The organism is Solimonas sp. K1W22B-7 (genome assembly GCF_003428335.1).
In the GTDB taxonomy this organism is placed as follows: Bacteria; Pseudomonadota; Gammaproteobacteria; order Nevskiales; family Nevskiaceae; genus Solimonas_A.
Genome location: NZ_CP031704.1, coordinates 2,503,261 through 2,520,552 on the forward strand (window position 1 = coordinate 2,503,261; position 17,292 = coordinate 2,520,552).

The 17,292-nt window shown below is 67.7% G+C and carries 14 protein-coding genes and 1 other RNA gene; 8 read left to right on the top strand and 7 right to left on the bottom strand.

Translation table 11 applies throughout. The features are described 5' to 3' along the window. Positions 1-20: 20 nt before the first annotated feature. Positions 21-1,442: a TolC family protein gene (locus D0B54_RS11400; RefSeq protein WP_162932354.1), complete on the top strand. Its 1,422-nt coding sequence runs from the start codon at positions 21-23 to the stop codon at positions 1,440-1,442. Positions 1,443-1,452: 10 nt separating this feature from the next. On the opposite strand, the gene D0B54_RS11405 is transcribed toward D0B54_RS11400, so the two are convergent. From D0B54_RS11405 to smpB, 3 genes are all read right to left on the bottom strand, one after another. Next, positions 1,453-4,536 carry a Calx-beta domain-containing protein gene (locus tag D0B54_RS11405; RefSeq protein WP_117291448.1) on the bottom strand — a complete coding sequence of 1,028 codons (3,084 nt, stop codon included), beginning with the start codon at positions 4,534-4,536 and terminating at the stop codon, positions 1,453-1,455. Positions 4,537-4,885: 349 nt separating this feature from the next. Continuing rightward, positions 4,886-5,240: a transfer-messenger RNA gene (ssrA, locus tag D0B54_RS11410) on the bottom strand. Between the two features lie 60 nt (positions 5,241-5,300). Beyond that, complete coding sequence (gene smpB, locus D0B54_RS11415; RefSeq protein ID WP_117291449.1) at positions 5,301-5,789, bottom strand: SsrA-binding protein SmpB; 489 nt, start codon at positions 5,787-5,789, stop codon at positions 5,301-5,303. A 134-nt stretch (positions 5,790-5,923) separates the two neighbouring features. On the opposite strand from smpB, the gene D0B54_RS11420 reads away from it, so the two are divergent. The 3 genes from D0B54_RS11420 to D0B54_RS11430 are packed head-to-tail and all read left to right on the top strand — an operon-like array spanning position 5,924 to position 8,042. Further along, entirely contained in the window at positions 5,924-7,312 is a 1,389-nt protein-coding gene (locus D0B54_RS11420; RefSeq protein WP_117291450.1) for a sodium-dependent transporter, read from the top strand. A 3-nt stretch (positions 7,313-7,315) separates the two neighbouring features. Further along, a complete protein-coding gene (locus D0B54_RS11425; protein ID WP_117291451.1) occupies positions 7,316-7,753 on the top strand; it encodes a type II toxin-antitoxin system RatA family toxin in 438 nt (145 codons plus the stop codon). Continuing rightward, positions 7,740-8,042 (top strand): RnfH family protein, encoded by a 303-nt coding sequence (locus D0B54_RS11430; RefSeq protein ID WP_117291452.1) that lies wholly within the window; start codon positions 7,740-7,742, stop codon positions 8,040-8,042. The genes D0B54_RS11425 and D0B54_RS11430 overlap by 14 nt, the downstream gene beginning before the upstream one ends. Before the next feature lie 3 nt (positions 8,043-8,045). On the opposite strand, the gene D0B54_RS11435 is transcribed toward D0B54_RS11430, so the two are convergent. Together D0B54_RS11435 and D0B54_RS11440 are read right to left on the bottom strand one after the other, a co-directional pair. Beyond that, entirely contained in the window at positions 8,046-9,398 is a 1,353-nt protein-coding gene (locus D0B54_RS11435) for a DUF1329 domain-containing protein (protein ID WP_117291453.1), read from the bottom strand. 149 nt (positions 9,399-9,547) lie between these two features. Further along, complete coding sequence (locus D0B54_RS11440) at positions 9,548-10,006, bottom strand: outer membrane protein assembly factor BamE (protein WP_117291454.1); 459 nt, start codon at positions 10,004-10,006, stop codon at positions 9,548-9,550. Between the two features lie 59 nt (positions 10,007-10,065). Between D0B54_RS11440 and fur the strand changes: the two genes are divergently transcribed. Beyond that, entirely contained in the window at positions 10,066-10,485 is a 420-nt protein-coding gene (fur, locus tag D0B54_RS11445) for a ferric iron uptake transcriptional regulator (RefSeq protein WP_117291455.1), read from the top strand. Between the two features lie 142 nt (positions 10,486-10,627). On the opposite strand, the gene recN is transcribed toward fur, so the two are convergent. After that, positions 10,628-12,313: a DNA repair protein RecN gene (gene recN / locus D0B54_RS11450; protein WP_117291456.1), complete on the bottom strand. Its 1,686-nt coding sequence runs from the start codon at positions 12,311-12,313 to the stop codon at positions 10,628-10,630. Between the two features lie 17 nt (positions 12,314-12,330). Beyond that, positions 12,331-13,221: an NAD(+) kinase gene (locus tag D0B54_RS11455; RefSeq protein ID WP_117291457.1), complete on the bottom strand. Its 891-nt coding sequence runs from the start codon at positions 13,219-13,221 to the stop codon at positions 12,331-12,333. Positions 13,222-13,595: 374 nt separating this feature from the next. Here D0B54_RS11455 and hrcA point away from each other — a divergent pair, with 374 nt between their 5' ends. The 3 genes from hrcA (at position 13,596) to dnaK (ending at position 17,289) form a co-directional block, all read left to right on the top strand. Then, positions 13,596-14,636 carry a heat-inducible transcriptional repressor HrcA gene (gene hrcA, locus D0B54_RS11460; RefSeq protein WP_117291458.1) on the top strand — a complete coding sequence of 347 codons (1,041 nt, stop codon included), beginning with the start codon at positions 13,596-13,598 and terminating at the stop codon, positions 14,634-14,636. A 109-nt stretch (positions 14,637-14,745) separates the two neighbouring features. Then, entirely contained in the window at positions 14,746-15,282 is a 537-nt protein-coding gene (grpE, locus tag D0B54_RS11465; RefSeq protein WP_117291459.1) for a nucleotide exchange factor GrpE, read from the top strand. A gap of 72 nt (positions 15,283-15,354) precedes the next feature. Further along, positions 15,355-17,289, top strand: a complete 1,935-nt coding sequence (gene dnaK, locus D0B54_RS11470; protein WP_117291460.1) for a molecular chaperone DnaK — start codon at positions 15,355-15,357, stop codon at positions 17,287-17,289. Positions 17,290-17,292 lie beyond the last annotated feature (3 nt).

The following is a 17,292-nucleotide window of genomic DNA, read 5'->3' on the forward strand; positions in this document are numbered from 1 at the left end:
TGTCCTACCCGAGAAGTCCCTTGTCCAAGTCCCCGATCTTCCGCCTGCTGTGCCTGGTGCTGCTCTGCCCGGGACTGGCGCAGGCCAACGACCTGCTGCGCGTCTACAAGCAGGCGCTGAACAACGACGCCACGCTCGCCGCATCCCGCTACGCCCGCGAGGCGGCGCTGCAGAACGAGCCCAAGGCCCGCGCGCTGCTGCTGCCGCAACTCAGCGGCAGTTACGACTATGTGTTCAATGACTCCGAGGTGGAGGTGACCTATGTCGACCCCGCCACCGGCGCGGCCATCCCGCTGTCGCGCAAGAACGACGGGACCGACAAGAGCCTGAGCATCACCCTGAGCCAGCCGCTGTTCAGCCTGGAAGCCTGGTACCAGTTCAAGCAGGCCAGCGAGCAGGCCGCGCTGGCCCAGCTCAGCTACCGCAGCAGCGAGCAGGACCTGCTGCTGCGCGTGGCGGAGCTGTACTTCGGCGTGCTGGGCGCGCGCGACGCGCTGCGTTCCGCCACCGCCGAGCGGACCGCCCTGGAACAGCAGCTGGAACTGGCCAGGCAGCATCTGCAGGTGGGCCTGTCCAGCATCACCGACACCCAGGAAGTGCAGGCGCGCTACGACCTCAGCCTGGCCAGCGAACTGGAGGCCGGGCAGACCCTGGCCACGGCGATCGAAGGCCTGGAGGAGATCACCCGCGAGCCGCTGCGCAGCATCGAGGAGGACCAGGTCCGGGTGGTGCCGCTGGAAGCGCCGGCCGCCAGACCGCCGGCCCTGGCGGCGCTGCAGGAGGACATTCCGCTGCCGATGCCGCAGCCGGCCAGTGCCGACCAGTGGGTCGCCCAGACGCGGGTGGGCAACTTCGAGCTGCTGGGCGCCAAGCTGAATTTCAACGTAGCCGACCGCGGTGTCAGCGCCGCCCGGTCGCGGCAGCTGCCGACCGTGGCAGCGACCGCCAACTACCTGGATTCGCGCAGCGAGGCCGGCGCTTTTCCGACCGATCTGTCGGGTACATCGGTAGGGATCGGTGTACGGCTGCTGCTGTTCTCCGGTGGTGCGACCCGCGCCGGCATCCGCCAGGCCGAGGCCGTCCGCGGTCAGCGCCTGGCCGAGTACGACGGCGCCCGCCGCGCGGTGGAGCGCAATGCCCGCAACGCCTTCCAGGCCGTGGTGACCGGCGCGGCGCGCGTGCACGCGCTGAAGCAGGCGGTGGCTTCCAGCGGCAGTGCCCTGGAGGCCAGCGAAGTGGGCCTGGAGATCGGCACGCGCTCGGCGATCGACGTGCTCAACGCGCGCCAGCAGCGCTATGTCGCGGAGCGCAACTACGATCGCTCGCGCTACGAGTACCTGCTGGCGGTGCTGCGCCTGAAGGCAGTCGCCGGCCGGCTGGTGCTGCAGGACCTCGCACAGGTCGACGGCCTGCTGGTGCAGGACGCGCTGGCGCAGCCTTGAGGCGCGGGCTCTAGGGGCAGGCCTGCGTCTGCGTCTGCGGCAGGCCGGCGCAGCAGCCATTGCCGCCGGCGCAGGCCTGGATGCGGTACTGCCGGCCATCGTCGCAGGCCGAGAAGCTGGTGCCGCTGTAGGTCCAGGCGCCGGTGCCGCCGCTGACCGGGCAGTTGTTGCGCACCACCTTCTTCCAGTGCTCCAGCAGGCCGACCAGGGCCTCGGGCTTGTTCTCGGGTTTCGGCGCGCCGTTCTGGGCCTGCGTGTTGATGCCGTGGCAGGCCGGGCAGGAGCGGGTTTCGCCGGGCGCGAAACTGATCCAGTTGCGTTCGCGCACCACCGCCTGGCTCCAGCCGGTCTTGCTGCTGTCCACCAGTTGCCAGGCCATGGCGCGCTGTGCCGGCACGAACACTGCGGTGGAGCCGTCGACGGCGATCGCGTAGCTGCCTGGCGGCGCAGCGGCCGGCACCGGCGGGTTGGCCGCCATCGCTGCCGGGTCATGCATCGGCACCGGCAGCACGCGCCGACCGGGCGAGGGCGTACCGCCCTGCTGCGGCGGCTTGCCCGAGGCGTAGCCGCGGATCTGGTCGGCCTGGAAGAACTGCTGCCGGTCCACCGGGTAGATCCTGGCGTTGGGCGTTGGCGCGGTCATGACGCCGCCCGGCACCTGCAGGTTGTAGGGTTGCTGCTGGTCGGCACGGTCGCGCAGCGTGACGTTGCGCGACACCACCAGCGACAGCTTCTTCGAGTGCAGCCAGTTGCGCAGCAGTTCCTGGCCGACACCGGCCTGCTGCAGGGCCTGCTGTTCGGGCGCCGGCAGTGCCGGTGCGCGGCTCAGCGGCGGCACGGGCCGCGCCACCACTTCCACCGGGTCCAGTTCCCACAGCGTGCCGCTCCAGTTGACCTGTGCATCCGGTGACCACCAGCTGATGGTCTTCTGGAGGCCGCTGGTGAGGTAGGCGTCGGGCACGCGCTGGCCGTTGACGAGCTTGGTGCTGCGCAGGCGGAAGGCATGCTTGTATGGTGCCGAGCCGGTTTCGTCGCCTTCCTCCGGGCTGTGCGCCACCACCAGGCCGCCGGAAGACAGGGGCAGGGGATTGCGCATACGGCCGATGCCGCTGCGGCTCATCACCAGCTCCACCTTCATCGTCTCCGGATTGTTCGACGGCGCGCCCATCATCCGCACGATGTCGCCGGCGGCATGCACCGAGAACTCGGCCGCGTTCGAGGCATAGAACAGCCCCGGCGTCAGCGGATCTTCGCGCAGGTGGAACACGCCGCCGCTGCCGTTGATGAAGTACGTGGCGTTGTTGAATGCGCCGTAGGAGATGTACTTCAGCGCCGGGTCGTTGCGATAGCTGGGGTTGGCGTAGGAGCCGCCGAACTCGTGGCGGCCGACATGGTTGAGCGTCTCTTCCTCGCTGCCGTCCTGGTTCATCATCCAGGGGAAGAAGTGATTGAAGTTCAGGTCGCCGAAAGGATAGTCCGCCGCGATGCTGCTGCCGTCGTAGCCCTGGCCGTAGGGTTTCGAATACTTGGCCTGGCGCAACTCCGGGAAATGCTCGGCGATCGACCAGGCCGAAGGCGGCGTGGTCTGCTCCTCGGAGTCGTAGTTGAAGGCACCGTACTTGTAGGCGCTGGCCGCGCTGAAGGCGTCCGCGTCGGCCTGCTGGTCGCGCAGCAGGTGGTCCCACTTGGTGAAGATCAGGCGGCCGGCGGAATCCACGCTGGGGTAGGTGGCGCCCGAGGGCGCGTGCTCCAGGATGCGATAGGTCTGCGCCATCGGGTCCAGCTTCCACAGGCCCGATTCGACGTTGGCGGATTCGTACTCGTCGCGCTGCGGGTAGAGGTGCGCCGCGCCGTTACGCGGCCGGTCCGAGGCGAAGATGATCTGGTTGTCCGAGGTGTAGGCGGGCGCGATGTTGTTGTAGCCGGCCGGCTGCCCCGGTACTTTCACGATCTGCGCAGTCTGGCCCTGGGCCAGGCCGGTGACCTCGTAGAGCTGCCACTGGGCGTTGACGCTCTGGTACTGCTGCGGGTTGCCGCCCACCACCATGCTGAACACGGCCTTCTGGCCGTTCCAGTGCACTGCCGGCTGGCGCACGGCGATGGCGCCGGCCTTCTGCCAGCCATCGACGCCGTAGCCGGCCTCGCGAGTGAGATTGCGCAGGCTGCCATCGGTGTAGCGGATCATCAGGTCGCCGCCGCGCGGTGCCTTGCTCTGCGAAGGCTCCTGCGCGCCGAAGGCGGCCGTCACCGGCAGGAAGCCGCCCACCGGGACCTGGGTCACGAACAGGATCGGGTTCATCGCCCCCGAGGGCGGCGGCGCGTCGTTGGCCGGGATGGTGATGCTGGCCGCCGTCGGTGCCGCCAGCGCGGCGCCGGTGGCATTGCTCAGCGCAACGCTGAAAGCCTCGTCCGGTTCCTGGGTGGTGTCGTCGGCGAGCAGCACGCTGAAGGAACGCGGCGTGGCATCGCCCGCGGCCCAGTTCAGCGTGCCGCTCGCCGCGACGTAATCGGCCCCGGCCTTGGCGCTGCCGTCGGCGGTGGCGTACTTCACGCTGGCCGCGCCGGAAGCGCCGCTGCGCTTGACGGTCACGACCACGGAATTGCCCTCTGCCGCGGTGTAGCCGGCCGAGGCGAAGGAAATGGCGTTGGCGACGTCGTTGTCGGTGATGCTCAGCGTCGCGGTAGCAACCGTGCCCAGCTTGGCGGTCTTGGGGCCGGAGAGCTGCAGCTTGATCGTTTCGGTGGCCTCAACGGCCTGGTCGTCCAGCAGCGCAACCACGAAGCTCTTGTCGGCCTTGTCGCCGGACTTCCAGCTGAGCGTGCCGCTGGCCGTCGTGTAGTCGGAGCCGGCGGTGGCCGTGCCGTTGGCGGTGGCGTAGTGGACGCTGACCGGCCAAAGGGCCGAACCGCTGCGCCTGACCGTGATCGTGGCCTGGCCGCCGTTCTCGGTGGCGCTGTAGCTGGCGGCGCTGAACTCCACCGTGGAGCCGGTCTGCAGGGCCGGCAGTAGTGCCGCCGAGGCGGCGCCCGCCAGCAGCAACATGCCCCCCAAAGCCAGCTTGCGCGCCGTCGATCCGTTGCCCTGACCGCTCATGCTCTCTCCCCAGAGTGACCGCGGGGCAGAAAAGGCTGCCCAGCGCGGTGGCGTCACTCTGGGGCAAAGCTGGGCGGGGCGTGTGTGTGGGGCGTCACAACGGGGTGACGGCGGGAAAGGTATCGGGGTTTTCTTACGAGGTGACGGAGGTAAGGGGAATCCCTTTCGCTTCGCTCAAGGCCGGGGCGGGCACAGAGGCCCGCCCGCCTCGCCGGCGTGGAGCAAAACTGTTCGCTCCATGGAAAGCCCCCGTCGAGGCCCCATGGCTGTACCGGACAGGACTTTGATTCCCCGAACCGACGCCAATAACCGAAAAGGCCACCCTTCCGGGGTGGCCTTTTCGGTTTGTTGGTGGAGGTGAGGGGAATCGAACCCCTGTCCGTCAGCTGTCCACCCTGGGATCTACATGCGTAGCCTTCTCATTGATTTTGGTCTTCGGCTGCCGGAGGGGCACGGAACGCCGTCGCTTATCCCCTTAGTTTTTTAGCAGATCGGCCAAGGGCGGGCTTCACTGCGAGTTGATGAGAGTCGACATCCGATTCAGGGGCATCAACACCGTCTGGTCGGACGCTCGCCGGGATTAGGCGGCGAGGGCGTAGTTGGAGTCGTTCGCAACTAGCTTGGTTGCCACGGGATTTACGAGGACATGACACCTCGGCATGCACTTTGGGCTTCATAACCGGCGTCGAAGCCAGGTCACCCCCTGTGAAACTACAGTGTAGCACCTATGACCGCGGCCGGCCGGGGGAGTTCCCCGGGCGGGCTCAGGCGTGCTTCCTCATGATGCGTTCCTTGTCCCGCTGCCAGTCCTTTTCCTTCAGGTCGGCGCGCTTGTCGTGCTGCTTCTTGCCCTTGGCCAGGCCCACCTGCAGCTTGGCGCGGCCGCGGGTCCAGTGCAGGTCCAGCGGGATCAGGGTGTAGCCGGCGCGCTCGACCTTGCCGATCAGCTGGGCCAGTTCGCGTTCGTGCATCAGCAGCTTGCGGGTGCGGGTGGAGTCGGCGATCTCGTGGGTGCAGGTGTGCTTGCCGGGGGTGAAGTGCGCGCCGATCAGCCAGGCTTCGCGGTTCTTCAGCACGACGTAGGCCTCGGTGATCTGGGCGCGGCCCTCGCGCAGGCTCTTGACCTCCCAGCCCTGCAGCATCAGGCCAGCCTCGTGGCTTTCCTCGATGAAGTAGTCGTGGCGCGCACGGCGGTTCTCCGCGATGCGGCGGTCGCCTTCCTTCTCTTTCTTGTTGTCTTCCTTCTTGCTCATCGGGGAATTATAGGCGCCGCGGCGCTTGTACGTGTCCGGGTACCCTGTATGGGTGCGCCCCGGCGGCGATCAAGGGCCGGCAAGCCGCTCATCGGGGGCCATGCGGAACGCGCGGTTCCCGCTAGACTATCGGGATGAACATCCGCGAAAGCAGTTACGGCTACTGGACGTCGTCGCGCAGCTTCCTGTGGGTCGCCGCGGGCGCCACGGTGGGCATCGGCAACGCGTCGCGGCTGCCTTACCTGATGGGCGAGCATGGCGGTGCCGTATTCCTGGGCTTCTACCTGCTGTGCCTGCTGCTGGTGGGCCTGCCGCTGCTGGCCACCGAGTGGGTACTGGGCCGCTGGATGCGCGACGACGTCATCAGCGGCATCCGCCGCATCGTCGACGCGGCCGGGGCCTCGCGCTACTGGGTGGTGATCGGCTACCTGTCGCTGGCCGGCGCGGTGATGGTGCTGTCCTACTACAGCGTGATTGCCGGCTGGAGCCTGGCCTACGCGGTACGCGCGGCCGGCGGGGTGTTCGACGGCATCGGCACCGAGCAGGCGCACCAGGCCTTTCTCAGCTTCGCCCAGGACCCGGAGCGGGCGCTGTCCTGGCACACGATCTTCATGGTCACGGCCTGCATCATCGTCACGCACGGCTTCCGCGACGGCATCGAGCGCGCCGCGCTGCGCCTGCTGCCGACCGCCTTCCTGATGGCGATCGGCCTCTGCGTCTACGCCATGCTCAACGGCAGCACGGCGGAGGCGCTGAAGTTCCTGTTGACGCCGGACTGGCACAAGTTCGGCTGGCGCGGCGCGCTGGAAGCCCTGCAGCAGGCCTTCTTCACCATGGCGCTGGGCATCGGCTCGATGCTGGCCCTGGGCAGCTACCTGCCGGCACGGGCGCCGGTGAAGCGACTGGCCCTGGGCGTGGTGCTGATCGACACGGTCTTCAGCCTGCTCGCGGGCCTGGCGATCTTCGCGCTGATCTTCAGTGCCGGTGTCGAGCCGGCCAGCGGCGTGGCGCTGCTGTTCCAGGCGCTGCCGGCGGCCTTCCCGCCGGGCATGGCCGGTATCGTCGTGGCGCTGCTGCTGTACACGATGCTGTTCATCGTCACGCTGACCTCGGCCAGCGCGCTGCTGGAAACCAATACGCGCTACCTGATGGACCGCTTCCGTACCACGCGCGTGTTCGCGGCCACCTCCAGCTCGCTGCTGATCTGGTTCCTGGGCCTGGGCACGCTGCTGTCCTTCGGCGTGCTGCAGGACTGGACGCTGCTGGGGCGCAATTTCTTCGGCTGGATGCAGTGGCTCACGGCCAGCTGGTTCGCGCCGGCCACGGCGCTGCTGATCTGCATCTTTGCGGCGCGCATCATGCCGGAGGAGATGGCGCGTTCCGCCTTCGGCGAGCGCGAGGGCTGGCTGTTCAATGTCTGGCGCACGCTGTTGCGCTACCCGACCCGCATGGCCCTGATCGTGATCCTGGGCTACTCGGCGGGCCTGCTCGACTGGATCGCCAACCTCTGGGGCAACGGCTAGGTCATGGCAGAGCTGGAGCGTTCCGCATTGCTGCGCTTCTCCGCGCAGGCGATGTACGAGCTGGTGGCCGATATCGAGGCCTACCCCGGCTTCCTGCCGGGCTGCGTTGCCGCCACCGTGGAGCAGCGCAGCGACGAACTGGTCCGCGCGCGCCTGGGTTTCAACGTCAAGGGACTCAAGGACAGCTTCGCCACCGAGAACCGCCTGCAGCCCGGCAGCCGCATCCAGATGCGCCTGGTCGACGGGCCGTTCCGCAAGCTCGACGGTGTCTGGGAATTCCTGCCGCTGGCCGAGGATGCCTGCAAGGTCAGCCTGAAGCTGTCGCTGGATTTCGGCAGCCGTGTGCTCGAGGGGACGCTCTCGCCCTTGCTGGACCGCGCCGTCAGCGGCCTGATCGAGGCCTTCCGCAAGCGCGCCGAGTCGCTGCATGGTCGCGGCTGAAAACATCCGTGTCGAGGTGGCCTACGCGCTGGCCGAGCGGCAGCTGATCCTGGAACTGGAAGTGCCGGCGGGGACTCGCGCCGGCGAGGCGGTGGAGCGCTCGGGCATGCTGCGGCGCTTTCCGGAGATCGACCTGTCGCGCAATCGCCTGGGCATCTTCTCGCGGCCGGTGACGGCCGACGAACCCCTGCAGGACGGCGACCGCGTGGAGATCTACCGCCCGCTGCTGGCGGACCCCAAGCAGGTGCGGCGGCAGCGCGCTGCGGCCAGCCGCAAGAAGGGCAGCTAGCCCCTATTTGGTGACGCGTTTCTGCACCGAGGCGGCGCTGAAGTAGTCCGGCTTGTAGGCCGGGGTGAAGTCGTAGGGCTTGTCTTCGTTGAACATCGCCGTGACGAAGTAGCGGCCGCTGTCGAAGTGGTAGATCACTTCCGGTGCGGCCGAGCTGGCGAGGATGTTGGTGCCGAACTGCGTGTGCCCTTCCTGGAACTGGTAGAGCTCGCCGCGATTGTTGTAGTTGTCCACCAGCACGATGTTCCAGCCGTCCTCGTCGAGGTAGAAACGGCGCTTCTTGAAGGTGTGGGCCATGCCGGGGCGCAGCTCGGCGTCGACGATCCACACGCGGTGCAGTTCGTAACGCGGCAGGTCCTGGTTCAGGTGGCCGGGGCGGGCCAGCTGCGAGAAGCGGATGGTGTTGCTGCCGATGCGATGCGAGTTGTACGGGATGTACAGCTCCTTCTTGCCCACCAGCTTCCAGTTGTAGCGCTCCATGGTGCCATTGAACATGTCCACCTGGTCGTAGTACTGGTTGCCGTCGGTGCCCTCGGCCGGGTTGTCGCAGCAGACCGTGGGGGCGCGGCGCACGCGCTTGAGCGTCGGCGTGTAGAGCCAGGCGGCGCGGCCTTCGCTGCCGGTGCCGGCCTTGTCGTGCACCAGGATGGTGGTGCCGGCCACGCGCGGCGGCGCGATGGTGGAGGCGAGATAGCGCAGGAATTCGCCTTCGCCACGGTGCAGGGTCAGCGGCTTCCTGATGGAGCCGTAGGTGAACTCCACGTCTTCCAGGATCTTGGTCAGCTGGTACTGGCCATTGGGCTGCACGATCATCTGGTTGTTGTAGCGGCGCACCGCTTCGCCGCGCCAGCGCAGCTTGTGGTTCCAGATCGGCTCCGGGCCGGACTTGGGAATGGGGAAGGGCACGCCCAGCGTGCAGCCGTCCAGGTCCTCCACGCCGGAGAGCTCGCAGACGCTGGCGTTGACCTTGGTCGCGGCGTAGATCTCCTCGGGCATCGCCACCGGACGGTGCGAGGGGTAGACCAGCATCTTGTAGCTGGGGTGCAGCGACAGCAGCTTCCTGTGGCCCTCGGACAGCCGGTCGAGGTAGCGCGACATGTTGGCCGCGTTCAGCACCAGGACCGGCTGCTCGGCGTCGATCGCCGGGTCGGAGAAGAACTCGCCGCTGAGCTTGCCGCGCTGCTTGCCGGGGGTCCAGGCAGGGATGCTGCCTTCCTTGTTGGCGGCACGTTCCGCGCCTACCGGGGTCAGCGCGGCGCCGAGCTTGGCGGCCTGCGCGATATCGACCTTGGCCTGGGCGGTACCGGCCAGGGCCAGCAGCAGGCTGGCTGCGATCAGCAGACTGGAACGCTTCATGATGCTGTCCCCCGGGACAGGATGGAGCCGGTCTGGGCCGGCTGAGGTTCAAACCCTTCGCAGGCGCGCCCGGCGCACGGTGCGGCCGCGCCCGGGAAGCTCTGCGGAGTCAACGGTATGCTTTTCCCGGAGGCCGGGAAAGAGCCGGATCAGGGCGTGGAGCGATCCGGGGTCAGGATCACGCCGGATTCCTTGCCCTGCTCGCTCTCGACGCGGGTGTCCTCGGCCTGGGCCTTCTTGTCCTCGCGCAGCACCGTCTTCACGTCCGGGTTCTCCAGCGCCTTGTCGGCAGCTTTTTCACCCTCGAGCGCCTTGACGCCTTCCAGGCGGGCGACCTTTTCGCTCTCGAAGTAGACGCTGACCACGCGCGAGGAGACCTTGCCGCGCGGCGACTTGTAGTAGCCGACGTAGTCCCAGCGACGGTCCTCGAAGGGGCTGGCGGCCACCGGGGTGCCCATCAGGAAGCGGACCTGCTCGCGGGTCATGCCCGTCTGCAGCTGGTCCAGCTGCTTCTGTTCGATGACATTGCCCTGGCGGGTGGGCAGCTTGTAGACGATCTGGCAGGCGCTCAGGGCAAGAGCCCCAAGAACCAACAAAATAACGCGCATGGTGTTGATGCCTCGTAGGGGAGTGCGATAATACCGGAAATCCTCCCTTTGACAGGCATATCGTGGAATCGTCCGATCTTCGCAGCGCCGGCCTCAAGGTTACCCTTCCGCGCCTGAAAATCCTGGAAATGCTGGAGAGCAACCCGGCCCGCCACATGTCTGCGGAAGACATCTACCGCAAGCTGATGGACTCCGAGGAGGACATCGGCCTGGCCACGGTCTACCGCGTCCTGACCCAGTTCGAGGCCGCCGGCCTGGTCAAGCGCCACCATTTCGAGGGCGGCCATGCCGTGTTCGAGCTGGAACGCGGTCCCCACCACGACCACATGGTCAACCTCGAAACCGGCGAGGTGGTCGAGTTCGTCAGCGAGGAAATCGAGAAGCTGCAGAAGCTGATCGCCGAGAAGCACGGCTTCGTCGTGGAGGACCATAGCCTGGTCCTGTATGTGCGACCGAAGAGCAGCAAGAAGAAGAACTGACCTCAAGTTCCCTCTCCCGCTGGCGGGAGAGGGGCAGGGTGAGGGTGTCTGTAGATGGGCAGGGTGGTCGCTTGCCCCGATTTCCAGAAACCCTCTCCCGGCCTTCGGCCACCCTCTCCCGCAAGCGGGAGAGGGGACAGATTCAGGCTTTCGCCGCCCGCTGCAGCAAATCCTTCGCATGGTTCAGCGCCGCGCTCGTGATTTCCACGCCGCCCTGCATGCGCGCCAGCTCCTCGACGCGGTCCTTCTGGGCCAGCGGCCGCACCCGGGTATAGGTCTGGCCTGACTTCACTTCCTTGGCGATGGCGAACTGCTGGTGGCCCTGGGCGGCGACCTGCGCCAGGTGGGTCACGCAGAGCACCTGGCCCTGCTGGCCGCCCAGCTCCCGCAGCTTCTGGCCCACTACCTCGGCGACGCCGCCGCTGATGCCGGCGTCCACCTCGTCGAAGATCATGGTGGCGGCGCCGGAGCGCTGCTGGCCCACCACCTGCACCGCCAGCGAGACGCGCGACAGTTCGCCGCCGGAGGCGACCTTGGCCAGGGCGCGTGGCGGCTGGCCGGGGTTGGCGCTGAAGTCGAAGCGCACCTCGTCGTCGCCGCTGGCGCGCGGGCGGCCCTCGGCGTCGGTCTCCACCGCCGCCAGGAACTGCGCATTGGCCATGCCCAACTGGCGCACGATCGCCGAAACCTGCTCACTGAAACCCTTGGCGGCCTTGCGCCGGGCCGTGCCCAGCTTCGCCGCGGCCTCGCGGTAGCGCTTCAGCGCGGCCTTGCGCTTGCTCTCCAGGGCTTCCATCTGCCCGGCGGCATCTTCCATCCCGCCCAGTTCCTCGCGCAGGCCCGCCAGCTTCTGCGGCAGTTCGGCGGGACGGATGCGGTGCTTGCGCGCCAGTTCGTGGATGTCGGCCATGCGCTGTTCCAGCTGGGCCAGGTGTTCCGGGTCCAGGTCCAGCTTGCCGAGCAGGCGGTTGAGCGAATCGGCGGCCTCGCGCACCTGCGCCTGGGCGCTCTCGGCCAGGTCCAGGGCTTCACGGAAGCCTTCGTGCAGCGGCACCAGGCCGCTGAGCAGGGCGCTGGCGGTGGCCAGCTGGTCATAGAGGCTGGATTCGGCGCCGTAGAGCAGTTCCTGCGCCTGGCCACCGTCCTGCACCAGGCGGCCGGCATTGGCCAGGCGGCGATGCTCGGTTTCCACCTGCTCGATCTCGCCTTCGCCCAGGTTCAGGGCTTCCAGCTCGCTGAGCTGGAAGCGCAGGTAGTCCAGCTGCGCCGGGTCGCGGCTGCCGGCGGTGCGCAGGCGCTCGATCTGGCGCTCGACCTCGCCGTGCTCCTTTGCCGCCTCGCGCACCGCGTCCAGCGCCGTGCCGTGGTCGCCGTACTGGTCGAGCAGGCCGCGCTGCACCTCAGGACGCAGCAGGGTCTGGCTCTCGGACTGGCCGAAGATCTCGATCAGGCGTTCGCCCAGCTCGCGCAGCGGCCCGGCATTGACCGGCTGGCCGTTGACGAAGGCGCGGGTGCGGCCCTCGGCATAGACCACGCGGCGCACCAGGCAGCGGCCCGGCTCGTCCTCGTCGCGCAGTTCCTGCTCCGCCAGCCAGGCAACGGCATCGCCCGCGTCGTCCAGCGCGAACTCGGCGCTGACCTCGGCTTTCTCCTGGCCGCTGCGCACCAGGCTGGCGTCGGCACGGCTGCCGATGACCAGGCCGATGGCGTCGATCAGGATCGATTTGCCCGCGCCGGTCTCGCCGGTCAGCGTGGTGAAGCCGCGGCCGAAATCCAGGGCCAGCTCGTCGATGATGGCGAGGTTCTTGATCTGCAGGTGGGTCAGCATGGGTAAGGCGTAGAAGTTCAGCCGGGCTTGCGCTGGGCGGGGCCTCGGCCCCAATGAAGTTTGTTGCGCAACAGGTTGAAGTAACTGTAGTTCTTGGGGTGGATCAGGCTCAGGGGCCAGTCCGCGCGCGACACTTCCACGGCGTCGCCGGGCTGCAGGATCTCGCTGGTCTGGCCGTCGCAGGTGAGCATCACGCGGGTGCCCTCGGCGCCGCCCAGGACCAGGCGCACGGCCTGCCGGGCGCTGACCACGATGGGGCGGTCCGACAGGGTGTGCGGGCAGATCGGCACCAGGGCCAGGGCGTCGAGCGAGGGGTGCACCACCGGGCCGCCGCCGGACAGGGCATAGGCGGTGGAGCCGGTGGGCGAGGCGATGATGAAGCCATCGGCGCGGTGCTGGGAGATGAATTCACCCTCGATCCAGGTTTCGAATTCCAGCATGCGGATCGCCGCCTGGTTGCGGATGACCACGTCGTTGACCGCCAGCACCGGCTGCACCGGCTCGCCGTTGCGCAGGATGCGGCAGCTCAGCAGCAGCCGGTCTTCACGCACGAACTCGCCCGCGAAGATGGCCGCCAGGCTTTCGCGCATGTCCTCCGGGGTCACGTCCACCATGAAGCCGAGGCGGCCCTGGTTGATGCCCAGCAGGGGCACGCCGGCCGGCGCCAGCTCGCGCGCGGCGGCCAGCAGGGTGCCGTCGCCACCGACCACCACCACCAGGTCGCAGCGCCGGGCGAGGTCGGCGCGGGTCACAAAACTGACCGGCTCGTCCACCAGGTCGGCGCTGTAGGTGTCCACCAGCACGGTGCGGCCCAGTTCCTGCAAGTGTCGGCACAGCGCGTTCAGCACAGGCGCAACCTGGGGGCTGCGGTGCTTGCCGATCACACCGACGGTCTTGAAGTGGGTCATGGGGAGCTTTGGGGGCTGATACCGCGAAAAAATACCATGAAACCTCGCCGTCCTGATGCGTTCGTGCTATTGAATTGCGGTAACAAGTTCTTCATTTTCTGGAGCCTATCCGTAAGCGATACGTCCACGCGTTGCTGCCAGAAATCGCGCCAGGCTCAGCCGGTCGATGCGCGGTTGGGTGGGCCCCAATAAGCAGCGGCCGGCGCCGCATGGCGCGATTTCTGGCGCAACCCTTCGGGACGGGGCCATTTTCGCGCCCCGCGGCCCCTATCGCCCCTTATGTACGTCGAGTACACCGCGGGTCGATAGGGTTAGCGGGACACGAAAATGGCACGCCGTCGCGTGGACGTATCGCTTACGGATAGACTCCAGCTATGTCGAATCCCCTGGACTCCCGCGCCGCCGAGCTGCTGAAGCTGCTGGTCGAGCGCTATATCCACGATGGTCAGCCAGTGGGCTCACGCACGCTGTCGCGGATGGCTGCCCTGGGCTTGTCGCCGGCCACGATCCGCAACGTCATGGCGGACCTGGACGAGTTGGGTTTCGTGGCCTCGCCGCATACCTCGGCCGGGCGCATCCCGACCACGCGCGGCTACCGTTACTTCGTCAACAACATGCTGGCGCCGGAGCCGCTGACCGACGCCGAGCGCGATCGCATCACCGAAACCCTGGTGCCGGAGCGCGCCCGCTCCGAGGCCGACCTGGTGCAGGCCGCCTCGGCGCTGCTGTCGCAGATCTCGCACATGGCCGGCGTGGTCACGGTGCCGCGGCGCAACCTGGCGCTGCTGCGGCAGGTGGAATTCCTGCCGCTGTCCGGCAACCGCGTGCTGGCGATCCTGGTGGTGAACCAGGCCGAGGTCCAGAACCGCGTGATCCATACCGAGCGCCCCTATGGCGCCGACGAGCTGGGCCGCTACGCCGCGTTGCTCAACGAGCAGTTCGCCGGCCGTGACCTGGTGAGCCTGCGCAATGCGCTGATGAGCGACGCCATCGACACCCAGAACCGCCTGAACCTGCACCTGCGCGACGCCGCCTCCATGGCCGAGCAGGCAGTGACCGGCGACCGCCCCCCGGACTACGTCCTGGCCGGCGGCAGCAACCTGATGGGCTTCCAGGAGCTGGGCGACGTGCAGCGCCTGCGCAACCTGTTCGACGCCCTGGACCGCAAGCGCGACCTGCTCAACCTGTTCGACCAGTGCCTGGGGGCCGACGGCGTGCAGATCTTCATCGGCGACGAATCCGGCTACCGCGTGCTGGACGAGTGCAGCGTGGTCACCGCGCCGTACTTCGTCGAGGGCCAGGTGGCCGGCGTGCTGGGCGTCATCGGCCCCACTCGCATGGCCTACCACCGCATCATCCCGCTGGTGCAGGAAACCGCCCGGGTACTGACCCAGGGCTTGAAAACCGGCGGTTAGGCCCCAAAACCCCTGCAGGCGACGTCCGCGTAAGGCGCGGACGGCGTTTTTTCATTATCCTGCGCGCCCCTGAAGGGCCAGAAACCCCATTTTTACGCCAAACACCGACATGACAGCCACGCCGGAAACCCAGGCTCCCACGGACGAACTGCCGTCCGATCCCAACGCCGAAATCGCCGCCCTGAGCCAGGAGCTGGAACAGGCCCGGGCCGAGGCCGCCGCCGCCAGGGACGCGCAGCTGCGCGCCGCCGCCGACCTGGAAAACACCCGCCGCCGCCTCGAGCGCGATGCCGCCAGCAGCCTCAAGTTCGCCAACGAGCGCCTGCTGGGTGACCTGCTGGCGGTGGCCGACAGCCTGGAACTGGGCCTCAAGGCCGCCGACGGCGATGCCGCCGCCAAGGCCATGGCCGACGGCATGCAGCTGACCTACCGCCAGCTGATGGCGGTGCTGGAGAAGCACGGCGTGAAGGTGGTGGACCCCACCGGCCAGCCCTTCAACCCGGATCACCATCAGGCCATGACCATGGCGGAGTCGGCCGAGCTGCCGCCCAACCATGTGGTCAGCACCCTGCAGAAGGGCTACCTGCTGCAGGAGCGCCTGCTGCGCCCGGCCATGGTCGTCGTTTCGCGGGCCCCGGCCGCCTGAGCGGGCTCTTGAATTGCCCCGCCGCGCCATCAATTAACGCATAAGCAACGAATTTCACGGAGTATCTGAGCAATGTCCAAGATCATCGGTATCGACCTCGGCACCACCAACAGCTGCGTTGCCGTCCTCGAAGGCGGCAGCGTCAAGGTCATCGAAAATGCCGAGGGCGAGCGCACCACGCCGTCCATCGTCGCCTACACCGACGACGCCAACCCGATCACCGGCCGCGCCGCCAAGCGCCAGGCCGTGACCAACCCGCACAACACCCTGTACGCGGTGAAGCGCCTGATCGGCCGCCGTTTCGAGGATGCCGAGGTCCAGAAGGCGGTCAAGCACTCGCCGTTCAAGATCATCAAGGCCGACAACGGCGACGCCTGGGTCGACGTCAAGGGCAAGAAGCTGGCGCCGCAGCAGGTGTCCGCCGAAATCCTGATGAAGATGAAGAAGACCGCCGAGGACTATCTCGGCCACCCGGTGACCGAGGCGGTCATCACGGTGCCGGCCTACTTCAACGACAGCCAGCGCCAGGCCACCAAGGACGCCGGTCGCATCGCCGGCCTCGAGGTCAAGCGCATCATCAACGAGCCGACCGCGGCCGCGCTGGCCTTCGGCCTGGACAAGGTCAAGGGCGACCGCAAGATCGCGGTCTATGACCTCGGCGGCGGCACCTTCGACGTGTCGATCATCGACATCGTCGAGGCCGACGGCGAGAAGTCCTTCGAGGTGCTGGCCACCAACGGCGACACCTTCCTGGGCGGCGAAGACTTCGACCATCGCGTGATCGAGTACATCGCCGGCGAGTTCCAGAAGGAGCAGGGCATCGACCTGCACAAGGACCCGCTGGCCCTGCAGCGCCTGAAGGAAGCTGCCGAAAAGGCCAAGATCGAGCTGTCCTCGACCACGCAGACCGAGGTCAACCTGCCGTACATCACGGCCGACGCCTCGGGCCCCAAGCACCTGAACATCAAGCTGACCCGCTCCAAGCTGGAGTCGCTGGTCGACGACCTGATCGCCAAGTCGATGGAGCCCTGCAGGATCGCGCTGAAGGATGCCGGCCTCAAGGCCAGCGAGATCCAGGACGTGATCCTGGTCGGCGGCCAGACGCGCATGCCCAAGGTGCAGGAAGCGGTCAAGAACTTCTTCGGCAAGGAGCCGCGCAAGGACGTCAATCCTGACGAGGCCGTCGCCGTGGGCGCCGCCGTGCAGGGTGCCGTGCTGTCCGGCGACCGCAAGGACGTGCTGCTGCTCGACGTGACCCCGCTGTCGCTGGGTATCGAGACCCAGGGCGGCCGCATGACCAAGCTGATCGAGAAGAACACCACGATCCCGACCAAGAAGTCGGAGACCTTCACCACGGCCGAGGACAACCAGACCGCCGTGACGATCCAGGTCTACCAGGGCGAGCGTGAAGTGGCCTCGGCCAACAAGTCGCTGGGCCGCTTCGACCTGGCCGGCATCGCGCCGGCGCCGCGCGGCATGCCGCAGGTCGAGGTGATCTTCGACATCGACGCCAACGGCATCCTGCACGTCACCGCCAAGGACAAGGCCACCGGCAAGGAGCAGTCGATCCGCATCACCGCCAACTCGGGCCTGTCGGAAGACGAGATCCAGAAGATGGTGAAGGACGCCGAGGCCCATGCCGAGGAAGACAAGAAGTTCGGCGAACTGCTGACCGCGCGCAACCAGGCCGAGGGCATGGCGCACGCCGTCGAGAAGTCGCTGAAGGACCTGGGCGAGCAGGTGCAGGCCGACGAGAAGAAGGCCATCGAGGATGCACTGGCCGCGCTGCGTGAAGCGGCGAAGGGCGAGGACAAGGCCGAGATCGAGGCCAAGACCACGGCCCTGACCGAAGCCTCCGGCAAGCTGATGGAGCGCGTCTACGCCGCCAAGGCGGCCGAAGGCGGCGCCGCAGGCGCCGAGGCTCCGGGTGGCGCTTCCGCCGGTGGCGGCTCCAAGGACGGCGACGTCGTGGACGCCGAGTTCACCGAGGTGAAGGACAAGAAGTAAGCC

Coding starts and splice junctions, on each gene's coding strand:
- grpE (WP_117291459.1), top strand. CDS start 14,746: ATGACAGCCACGCCGGAAACCCAGGCTCCCACGGACGAACTGCCGTCC.
- D0B54_RS11435 (WP_117291453.1), bottom strand. CDS start 9,398: ATGAAGCGTTCCAGTCTGCTGATCGCAGCCAGCCTGCTGCTGGCCCTG.
- D0B54_RS11455 (WP_117291457.1), bottom strand. CDS start 13,221: ATGACCCACTTCAAGACCGTCGGTGTGATCGGCAAGCACCGCAGCCCC.
- D0B54_RS11420 (WP_117291450.1), top strand. CDS start 5,924: ATGAACATCCGCGAAAGCAGTTACGGCTACTGGACGTCGTCGCGCAGC.
- D0B54_RS11430 (WP_117291452.1), top strand. CDS start 7,740: ATGGTCGCGGCTGAAAACATCCGTGTCGAGGTGGCCTACGCGCTGGCC.
- D0B54_RS11405 (WP_117291448.1), bottom strand. CDS start 4,536: ATGAGCGGTCAGGGCAACGGATCGACGGCGCGCAAGCTGGCTTTGGGG.
- dnaK (WP_117291460.1), top strand. CDS start 15,355: ATGTCCAAGATCATCGGTATCGACCTCGGCACCACCAACAGCTGCGTT.
- D0B54_RS11425 (WP_117291451.1), top strand. CDS start 7,316: ATGGCAGAGCTGGAGCGTTCCGCATTGCTGCGCTTCTCCGCGCAGGCG.
- recN (WP_117291456.1), bottom strand. CDS start 12,313: ATGCTGACCCACCTGCAGATCAAGAACCTCGCCATCATCGACGAGCTG.
- smpB (WP_117291449.1), bottom strand. CDS start 5,789: ATGAGCAAGAAGGAAGACAACAAGAAAGAGAAGGAAGGCGACCGCCGC.
- D0B54_RS11440 (WP_117291454.1), bottom strand. CDS start 10,006: ATGCGCGTTATTTTGTTGGTTCTTGGGGCTCTTGCCCTGAGCGCCTGC.
- hrcA (WP_117291458.1), top strand. CDS start 13,596: ATGTCGAATCCCCTGGACTCCCGCGCCGCCGAGCTGCTGAAGCTGCTG.